Genomic DNA, 6,581 nt, shown 5'->3' on the forward strand with positions numbered 1-6,581 from the left:
CCCCGCCCCCTCCACCGCCAGAGCAAGCAACGCTCGCAGCCTGGAGCGCGCCCGATCCGCCAGATCCTCCACCTGCAACCGCGTAAACATCGTCGTAAACCATCCCCGGCGTCGGCGTGTAAACGCCTGAACTCGTGAACGTGACGACGTTCGTATGCCGCACAACCTGCGGCGGAATCTGCGGCGGGAAAGCAAGCGCCGGAGCCGAAAGCTGCGCGACGTAAAACAGCGAGAGAAGAGGCCCGCGGAATAAATGTTTCATGGCCTAATTCCCCGTGCAGGCGAGAACGTCGGTCGTGTTCGTACCGATCATGTAAATGGCCGAAGCGTTGGTCGCCGCGTAGGAGATCGATTGCCCCGCGACCAGCGGATAGCCCGTCGATGTCGTGACGCCGACGCCCCCGACGTAAATGGTCCCGGTGTTTGCGGAGAGCGCCGTGCATACAACGCCATTGACGACGACTTGCGAGGGGAGCGCGGCGGCGCTCAACGTCGCTGTCTGGCGGAAGGCGAAGACCGTCGATGGATTGGCGGACGAGATCGCTCCCTGCACATTCATCGGATTGGACGACGCGCCCAGCTTATTGCCGGAGCCATCCTCGATGACTACACCCGGCGAAATCGTGCCGTTGCCGTTGTTCCATTGCATTGGGCGATTCCTTCATCTGGTCGTTGTCGGCGTCATGAACGCAAGCGCAAGCGCGCACGCGATGAGCGAACGTTTCATCATTTTGGGGTGTCCTTGGATTAGATCAGGAGATGGCGACCGTTACTGCATCTTCAGCCTGACGATGGCGGCCTCCCAATCCCATGTATTGGAATCGGGCGGCGTGATCGTCACGTTCAGGCATCCGTTCGTCGTGTCGGCTGAAAGCTGGAGTTTCGCCGATGTTCCAGTTCCGGTTCCGACTGGCGCCGTCGTTTGCGACGTGTAGGAACCGGTGTAATAGACACTGGAGACCCCACTTGCGCGCGTCAGGATATTCGGCCCGTTGGACGACCAGTTCGCAGATGAGACTGCGGTCGGATTGAAGCCCGACACCATGATCATGAACTGAGAATGAGAATTGTCAGGAAGATTCAAACAATTGAATGCGCCAGCCGAGCTACCGTCCGAGGTCAGACGAACGGCGCTCGCGCTTGTCGAGCGCGCCCTCAGGACATGCTGACACAGCTCTTGGCCGCCAGAACCGCCTGTCGTTGAGCCGCTTGCGAAACAACGCGCGCCGTAAAGCGAATCGTCATTGGCCATGTAACCGTTGGCCGAAGAGAATGATCCGCCGGATTTGTTGCTGGCCCCAAAAGCAACCGAGCCATAGCCATAGACCTGGTTGCCATTGCCGCCCGCCGCGCTTTCTTCCGCCCCGACCGTATTGCCCTTGCCCCAAAGCGTTGAAGAAAAAGGGTTGTTCGAATTGTTGTCCGGGCTTTCCGAACCGACGATGGTGAGGTTGTTGATTGTCGAGGTCGGCGCGACGATGGCCTGCGCCGTGCTGGTCAGTTGAACGCCCACCGTGATCTGCGACGGCGTTCCGGTTGTCGTGAGAAAATAGCCGCCTCCATAGGACCAGTTCGACGCCGCGAAGGTCAGTTGGCTCGATTGCGTTCCGTTATAGGGGTTGACCTGGATTGGAGCCAAGCCGCCTGTGAAATTGTTGCCGTCGAAGTGAATCGACAAGCTTCCGTTGAAAATCGCAGCAGCGGTTCCCGCGCCTATCGTGAAATTATTTCCTTCCGCCTGAAGGTTCACGCAACTCGTACAGACAAGCGGAGAGACGTCGGAGTGCCAATTCTGCTGATAATGTACATCAGCCAATCCAAAATAATAATCACCTGACGAATTTGTGTCGATGTCATTTGATCTTATCTTTGCGGATTGTATGTAGTTTGCGGATCCGGCATCCCAATAATTTCCATATTTATTGTTATAAACCGTGTTCGCCGTCTCAAATATTCCATTCGTATAGCCATATATTTCGATGCCGGCGAAAACAGCTCCGCTAATATAGTTATGATCTTCTATGTATATATCACCAGGCACAGCGCTGCTGGACGGACCGTAGATCGAAATATTGTCATGGTTCGCAGTGAAAATCTGGTTGCGCTCCATATAGATCTGATTCGGATTGGTGGTGGCGCCCTCGATCCTGATATGATCCCACGACCCGGAGCCGGCGAAGGTGTTGTGCTCGATCGTCACGAAATAGCCGTCTTGAATGCGCACATCGGCTGGACCCTGCCAGCGCAATTTGAACGTCGCACCGGTTCCGCCGCCAGACGTCGAGGCTTGCGCGACGGCGGGCGTGATGGTCATGGTCGCCGTTGGCGGCGCGGCCTGAGTGTAGGCGCCCGCCGTCTGAACGGAAACCCCGGTCACGGCGCCGCTGGAAACGCTCGTCACCTTAAGAACCGCCGCCGTCGCGAAGACGCCCCCGGCCATTGTGAGGGTGTCGCCCACCGCATAGCCGGAACCGCCCGCGACGACGGAAGCCGAGGCGACCGAACCGATCGCGCTCTGGATGCGGCTGAAGTTGATGTCCTTGATCGTGTTCTGACCGCCGGCCCCGGAGAGCGCGAGCCCGTCGAGCGCGCCGGTCGCGTCATCCTGGCACATCAAGGTTGAACCGCGATCCGCCCCAACGATGGAGAGGTGCGAGCGAGTCGTCGAAAGGCCGGTGAAACGATAATTCGCGTTGCCAGCCAAGGAAATCTGCGCGGCGCCGGAAGCGATCGCATTGGCGAAAGCGGACGTGCTGTCTGTCCCGGAGCCCGCCGTGCAGGCCGAGTCGCCCGCGGCGCCCCACCATTCCGGAAACACGTAGGACTGCTTCTTGTCGCCCCAGAAATCGGGCGTGCAGCCCGAAGCGAAAATCCGGTTGCGCGAGGCCGTGACCGTATTGGTGAAGCTGATGTTGGCGTTGCACGACAGAAGGGCGCCGGCTTCGAAAACCACCGGAACGGTAATCTGTAGCGAACCGCCTGTGTAGGAATAGGCGCCGGCGGGCAGTCGAAGCGTCTTCCCTGCGGCGGTCGCCCGAGTGACCGCGGCCTGGAAGCTGGAGAAATCCAGCGCATTGGTTTCGTCCGCCGCCCGCGCGGCCGCCGTGCGCGGCACAGTCGAGCCGGAGCCGGTGATCGTCAATGCGGAGGCGTCGCCGAGCGGCGCGGACTGGCCGCTCGGCACGGCGAAAGCCGAAGGATTTGACGCGAACAAAGCGATGAAGGCAATGGAGGAGAGGAGCCCGTAACGCAGCATTTCGACCCTCATTTCAAGTTGAAGAAGCTGGCGGTCGCCGTGGTTCCGGCCGCGACGATCTGAACCACCGCAAAAGGGAATGTCTGCCAACCCGGAGCGACCGGCAAAGTGAGGCCGGAGCCGTCGGAAAGTTGCAACTGCACATTTCCGGAGGATGTGCACAGGACGCCGACTGATCGTTGCGCCCCATAAACCGTTCCGGCGGTCATCGCGACAACGCCCGAAAATGGCGCGCTCTGTGTATCCGAGACCGTCTGACTGGCGGGATAATTGGCGACATTGACCGAGCCGATCGTGTTGGCGCCGGCGGGAAGACTCGGGAGACTTGAAACGCCGACCGTTTGACCCGACCAGGACACCGCTTGGGTTGACGGCAAATTCGTGACCGATACGGAGCCGCTCACCGTCTGCGTCGACGGGAAATTGGTGATATGCGCGAGAGAACCACCGTCGGCGTTCAGAACTGGCTGGTTCACCGCCGTGGCGGCCCCGGAGGGCAATGGCAGCGACGTCGCGCTGATCGCCTGCGTGGTGGGAAGATTGCTGACCGAAACCGACCAGGCGCCGGATTGCGTGGCCGCCACGCTCTGCCCCGTCCAGGACACGGCGAGCGTGCCGGAAAGTTTCGACCAGATCGCGGAAAGCCAGCCGGTCAAGCCAGAACCGCCCGTCGGCAGCGTCGCGCCCGTTATCGGCGCGCCGCCATCGGTCGCCGTTACCGCGCCGGCGATCGTCTGGGTCGAAGGAAAATTGGTGACATGCGACAGCGCGCCGCCGTCGGCGTTGAGGGCCGGTTGCATGGCCGCCGTCGCGGCGCTTTTCCCATCATCGTAGAAGGCGATGACGCGATCGCTTGCGCCCTGGGCGGCAACATTGGCCTGAAGCGTGATGACCGATCCGGAAATGGAGGTGATGCCCAGGCCGAAAGAGGTCGGGTCATAAATGACAGCGCGGGCCGAAGAATTGACGATGGCGAGCAATCTCGCGGGGACAAAGCCGGAGACGTTGGAAAAGTCGACTGTCCGCGCCGCAGGATTGAATGCGGCGGGAATGAGAACCTGCTTCATGGCGATCAACCGTAAATGAGAACTGGAATGATGCTGTTCGACGCGGAAGACGCCTGCGCGGCCGCCTGGGTAGCGGCCGCCGCCGCAGCTTGCGCGGCGGTCTCCGCGTTCTGCGCAATCGCCAGAACCGCCGAGAGCGCCAGGGGCAGCGGCGCTGGCGCGTTGTCGGCCTCGCCGTCGACCGTAACCGTGTCTGTCAGGACAGAGGTCCCGTCCGCGTTTGACGTCGATGCGGTTCGCGTGACGCCCAGCGCGAAAACAAGGCGACCGGCGAACAGGGGAATAATGGCGCCGCTGGTCAATTCCAGCCTGCAATCATAGACGAGACGGGCTGGCATTTGCTCCATGTCCGTTTCCGACGCAGAGAAGATGCAGAGGCCCGTCGCCGCGTTGAAAGACGCGAGGCCGCCCTGGGCATTGCTTGAACACCACTCGTAAACGGGGGGATCGGCCGAACCGGCCGACACGCGCGCCTGCATGCGAATGATTGAGGCGGCGACGTCATAAACGCCCGATAGGCTCGAAAGGTCGCGCGTCCATCTGAACGAAACATTGGTCGACGCGCGAAGATTGTAGATCGTGGTCATTACGACACCTGCATGGCCCGGCAAGATTGCAGACGGATGGTTGCGGACACCGGATCGCCCGCGGCATAGGTCACGTAGAAAGCGAGTTGCGAGGTGATGGTCCCCGCGTTCCCGGCACTGGTTGTCGGCGTCAGTTCATCCGGCGTCAGAACATTGCCAAGGCTCGTGCTTGTCACGCCGGGAGCTTCGCTCGCTATGTTGACATCACTGAATTCAAATGAACTTTCGCCATGTCGCGCGGACCAGAGCGTGTAAGCGCTGGAGGCGAGACCTGGCGGCGCGAAGGCTACCGTCGTCTGATCGTAATATTTCACGGCGATGCTCTCCGCGCCGTGGAGATGGCCATTCGGACCCGCCGAGACCTTCGCGCGGCAAATCGCACGATGGGACTGGCCGGCTGAAAAGGTCACGGCGATCGGCGATTGAATGGGATGGGACAGCGTGACCTGCGCGCCGGAGCCGGCATAGCCCTGCGCCTGCAAGACGAAGCCGTCGTTGCCATTCCTGAAGGGGTTTTGCTCGACGCCATATAGGGCGCGCCTTTCACGACGGTCGGGCCTATGCCCGCGCCGGATGCCGTTGATCGCGCCACGATTGCCGTCATTCGCGCCGGCGAGCAGGAAGACCACCTGCGCGGGATCGTTCACGATGGAATAGGCGCGTCCATAGCGCCGCCATTCACCTTGTTGGTGTCGAGATCGGCGATGGAAGCGCCGGAGGAACTCGTCGCGTTGAAGGGCGCGAAGGTGACGAAGGCTGATGCCGTCGCCGGATGGGCGAACGCCACCCCGACGCCCGAGGCGGCGGAGGCGGTGATGCAGTTCTCCGGGACGGTGACGCTCGGCGCGGCGCTGTTGAACGACGTGATCTGGCAGCCGAAATTGGTGACGTTGGCTATGGTGATGCAGTCGCCCGCGGTCGGGACGCCGCTCACCCCCGTCAGGTTGATCGTCAGCGACGATCCCGGATTGGGCGAGATCGCCGAGCTGTTGGTTGCGCTGGCGCCATTGAAACAAACGTAACCGATCGTCGAGGCGTCATTGCAATTTTACGTCGTCGAATAAAGCCGACCCGCTATACCAGCCGTCGTCTGCGCGCCTACGCCGTAGTTCCAGCCGACTTCCGCCAGAAACCTGTTGCCGGACAGCGGGAACAGCCATCCCGCATACCCATTGGAACAATCGGTCGAAACAGTGAGCGTGCTGCCGGACCAAGGTGGAAAGGCCGCTGAATTGGCGGTGCGCGAGTCGCCAAGTGTGACCGCGAAATTGTTCACCAATGCCGGCTGAACATATGCGCTTCCCGACAAGCATGCGCCCCCGCCTCCGAGGATCGGCGGCTCCGCCAGCATTGCAGAGACGCTGGGCGGCGAATAGCGGCGGCTCGTTCCATTGCCGCGCCTCCGCGACTTGCGCTGAAGCGAACGTCAAGGTCACGACCACAAGCGAACGAGACGCATCAATAAACATCGAGGAAGGGAACGGTCTCGGAACCCGACGCGGCGATCGCATAGACTGCGGAGCCGCCAGTAATCGTGATGCACTGTAAGCGGCACGAGCCTCCCACATGGCGGTTTTCGTTGGAATAGTTGAGACTCGCTGGGGTTGAACCTGAGCGAGCTTCGTAAATCCATGCATCAAGCCAGAGATCAAGGCGCCTCTTACCAACGGG

Annotated in this window: 9 protein-coding genes and 1 pseudogene; 3 read left to right on the top strand and 7 right to left on the bottom strand. The window is 61.1% G+C overall.

What is annotated here, in order from left to right:
* The 3 genes and pseudogenes from CCR94_RS25650 to CCR94_RS08035 all read right to left on the bottom strand — a co-directional run.
* Positions 1-262: pseudogene (locus CCR94_RS25650) on the bottom strand (hypothetical protein); the annotation flags it as partial.
* 3 nt (positions 263-265) lie between these two features.
* Complete coding sequence (locus CCR94_RS08030; RefSeq protein ID WP_104507358.1) at positions 266-649, bottom strand: hypothetical protein; 384 nt, start codon at positions 647-649, stop codon at positions 266-268.
* Positions 650-769: 120 nt separating this feature from the next.
* Positions 770-2,818, bottom strand: a complete 2,049-nt coding sequence (locus tag CCR94_RS08035; protein ID WP_146089896.1) for a hypothetical protein — start codon at positions 2,816-2,818, stop codon at positions 770-772.
* A 13-nt stretch (positions 2,819-2,831) separates the two neighbouring features.
* Between CCR94_RS08035 and CCR94_RS24985 the strand changes: the two genes are divergently transcribed.
* Together CCR94_RS24985 and CCR94_RS24470 are read left to right on the top strand one after the other, a co-directional pair.
* Positions 2,832-2,987, top strand: coding sequence for a hypothetical protein (locus tag CCR94_RS24985; RefSeq protein WP_158254668.1), 156 nt, complete (start codon positions 2,832-2,834; stop codon positions 2,985-2,987).
* Positions 2,988-3,038: 51 nt separating this feature from the next.
* Positions 3,039-3,248: a hypothetical protein gene (locus CCR94_RS24470; protein ID WP_146089897.1), complete on the top strand. Its 210-nt coding sequence runs from the start codon at positions 3,039-3,041 to the stop codon at positions 3,246-3,248.
* Between the two features lie 16 nt (positions 3,249-3,264).
* Here CCR94_RS24470 and CCR94_RS08040 read toward each other — a convergent pair whose 3' ends face one another.
* The 3 genes from CCR94_RS08040 to CCR94_RS08050 are packed head-to-tail and all read right to left on the bottom strand — an operon-like array spanning position 3,265 to position 5,392.
* Positions 3,265-4,323: a hypothetical protein gene (locus tag CCR94_RS08040; protein WP_146089898.1), complete on the bottom strand. Its 1,059-nt coding sequence runs from the start codon at positions 4,321-4,323 to the stop codon at positions 3,265-3,267.
* Positions 4,324-4,328: 5 nt separating this feature from the next.
* Positions 4,329-4,910 (bottom strand): hypothetical protein, encoded by a 582-nt coding sequence (locus tag CCR94_RS08045; RefSeq protein ID WP_104507361.1) that lies wholly within the window; start codon positions 4,908-4,910, stop codon positions 4,329-4,331.
* A complete protein-coding gene (locus CCR94_RS08050) occupies positions 4,910-5,392 on the bottom strand; it encodes a hypothetical protein (protein WP_146089899.1) in 483 nt (160 codons plus the stop codon). The genes CCR94_RS08045 and CCR94_RS08050 overlap by 1 nt, the downstream gene beginning before the upstream one ends.
* Positions 5,393-5,470: 78 nt before the next feature.
* On the opposite strand from CCR94_RS08050, the gene CCR94_RS08055 reads away from it, so the two are divergent.
* Positions 5,471-5,932, top strand: coding sequence for a hypothetical protein (locus tag CCR94_RS08055; RefSeq protein ID WP_146089900.1), 462 nt, complete (start codon positions 5,471-5,473; stop codon positions 5,930-5,932).
* 436 nt (positions 5,933-6,368) lie between these two features.
* Here CCR94_RS08055 and CCR94_RS25655 read toward each other — a convergent pair.
* Positions 6,369-6,581: hypothetical protein (locus tag CCR94_RS25655; protein WP_206605801.1), on the bottom strand; the 213-nt coding region annotated here is incomplete at its 5' end.

This window comes from Rhodoblastus sphagnicola, from assembly GCF_002937075.1.
Lineage (GTDB): Bacteria > Pseudomonadota > Alphaproteobacteria > Rhizobiales > Beijerinckiaceae > Rhodoblastus > Rhodoblastus sphagnicola.